The following is a 2864-nucleotide window of genomic DNA, read 5'->3' on the forward strand; positions in this document are numbered from 1 at the left end:
AGATACAAAGATAGCGATTTTATCTGACATTCACAAATAGAATCACTGTTATTTTGATGATAATCAGAGGATTATTCTAAAATTGTTGCTGACCAACCTGATTGTATTCGATTCGCTGAATAGTTACTTCTAATAGAGATTGGATGTTTTCCATAGTACACTTTTCTTTCTCTGTTGCAAAGATAGTGGACAACCTTATTCGTCCGATAGGCGGGTAATATGGAGAAGTAAGTGTGAGTGAAATGTAAATATCACATATATAGTGAGTTATATCCTTATGGATTGCTGTATAAAGTAAAGGTCAGCTACTATGGAAGGAGGTCTGTATATGCTGTTTTATCGCTGTAAATGGTCGAAATACCTCTTAACTTTCATGTACTTTTTAGGGTAGAAGTAGCTTATGTTTAGATAGATTAATTTATCTTTGTGCTCTCAGCCTTATATGAATAATAGAAATGAAAAGAAAAATCATAGCTTTACTATTTTTACTGATGGGGTGTACCTTTCTGAATGCGGCACCTTACAGTGAAAAGATAAAAGAACTGCTGGTGCGCCTTGACTCTCTGATTGCGCAAAAAACCACGTTTGCTATGCTTAAAGAGGCGAAGATTGCCCAGTTGCACAAGCTGCAAAAGGATGTGCGTACTTTGGAAGAGAGATATTGGCTGAATAAAAATCTTTATGATGAGTATTGCGTCTATAACGCCGATTCTGCAATGAATTATGTGGTAGACAATTTGGATATAGTTTATAAGCAGAATGATAAATACCGGCAGATGGAGTGGAAGATAAAAAAGTCTTTTCTGTTGGCTGCCACCGGTTTGTTGAAAGAAGCTCAGGATGAATTGCGCGGAGTTTCAGGCGGTTCGCTCCCCAAAGAATTGTTAGTGGACTATTACGGGCAAATGCTGTATCTGTATTCGCATTTCAATCAGTATACCGGTAGTGAAATGGGTACTTTGCATGAACATTATGCACAGTTGGAGCGTGTTTACAAGGACTCTTTGAATATGGTTCTTACCCCTGAAGACCCCTTGTTCTTGTGGTATAAAGGGCAGGTAGTACAAGGTACGGACAGTATGTATGTTTTTAAAGAACGTTTGCAGAAGGGAATTCTTAATTCTGCATTCGACACTCGGCGCGATGCCATGAATGCTTACGTGCTGGCCTGCTTTTATCGCGAGTCCGATGAGCAGGAAAATTATCTGACTTACCTGATATATTCTGCTATGGCCGATGTACGTATCTCCAATAAAGATATTGCTTCGTTGGAAGAGCTGGCGGGGGTACTTTTTAGTTTGGGTGATATTGACCATGCCTATGTCTACATGAGTTACTGTTTGCAGAATGCCTTGGCATATCGGAACCGGGTGAGGGTAGTGGGCATCTCTGCAGTGCAGGACACCATTCATCAGATCTATCAGGAACGTAATCAGAGGCAAGAAGCGCGGTTACGTATGTATTTGGTACTGGTCAGTGTCTTGTCCTTGATATCCTTGTTTGCCTTCCTGTATATATATAAGCAGATGAAGCGATTGAAGCAGTCGCGCCAACAGCTGAATGAGGCAAACAACCGCCTGAATAAGCATGTGGAAGAACTTTCGAAAATGCACGGACAAGTGGCAGAAACGAATGTACAGCTTACTTCTTTGAATGAACAGTTGAGGGATACCAATAATCAGCTTCGTGAATCCAACTATGTGAAGGAGGAATACATAGGTTATGTCTTTTCCATTTGTTCCAATTATATCAGTAAGCTGGATGAGTATCGGAAAAATATCAATCGTAAGCTTAAGGCAAACCAGTTGGAGGATGTGAAAGCATTGACCGATACTCATTCTATGGCACAGAATGAGTTGAAAGAGTTCTATCATAACTTTGATGCTATCTTCTTGCACATTTATCCGGATTTCGTAAGTGACTTCAATGCCTTGCTCCATCCTGACGAGCAGATTGTGCTAAAAGATGGTGAGCTGCTGAATACGGAATTGCGCATTTATGCTTTGGTGCGTTTAGGTATCACTGATAGTGTGAAGATTGCCGAATTCTTGCATTATTCACCTCAGACCGTTTATAATAATCGTTTGAAGACACGTAATAAGGCTATCATTCCTCGGGAAGAGTTTGCTGCTGCTGTGCGTTCTTTGGGTAGGGCACAGAAGTGGACTTGATAAAGGCTTTTACTGATGATTGTCGGCTGTATGACGCGTCGATTATACCTAAGAGTTAAAATAAAAACTGTAATGTACTCTTTGTTCTATCCCGATTTTTGATTGTCCCGATTTGTATTAGAGCCTGTTTAAATTTTCTTCAGCATTCTTTTAAGAGTTCTTTTTGAGGATGTTTTTCTGTTCTAATGAAGAGCATAGCGGGCTATGTGACGAATAGAAACAGAAAAACAGACCGGAAAGAAGCTTGGGAAGAAGCTGAAAAAACTTTTTGAAGAAAATTTACCCCGGCTCTTAATCCTTTCTTTATTGTGTTAATTAATTCCCCTTGTCGGTTTTGACAGCGATTTTTTTTTGTAGTTGTTTTCCTTGTTTTGTGGTTATTGGCTGTCTCATGCTGTCCTGTCCTCTTCACCCGCGTTCGTTCGGAGTCTTCCCGTCCGTTTCTCGTCCTCAGGGGTATCTGTTCGTCTGAGTATTTGCATTGATTTGTTGATTTCCGAGTTATTCTCCGACGTGTTTCCTTGTTTTTTGTATTCATATCAATGGTTGATTGTTCGGTATTATCTCGCTCGTATATATATAATGTGTTCCTTACTTTTCTGTATTCTTTTTCCTTCAAGGATTATGTTTTAAAACATATCTGGCAGTCAGTATTTTATGGAAAAGTTTTCAAAAATCCTCAAAAAAAGCTTG

At 39.5% G+C, this 2864-nt stretch carries 1 protein-coding gene; it reads left to right on the forward strand.

Features of this window, described 5'->3' with window-relative positions; genetic code table 11:
- Window positions 1-455 precede the first annotated feature (455 nt).
- Entirely contained in the window at window positions 456-2171 is a 1716-nt protein-coding gene (locus HU824_RS19255) for a DUF6377 domain-containing protein (protein WP_176469728.1), read from the forward strand.
- Window positions 2172-2864 lie beyond the last annotated feature (693 nt).

Source organism: Bacteroides sp. L10-4 (genome assembly GCF_013373675.1).
Lineage (GTDB): Bacteria > Bacteroidota > Bacteroidia > Bacteroidales > Bacteroidaceae > Bacteroides > Bacteroides muris.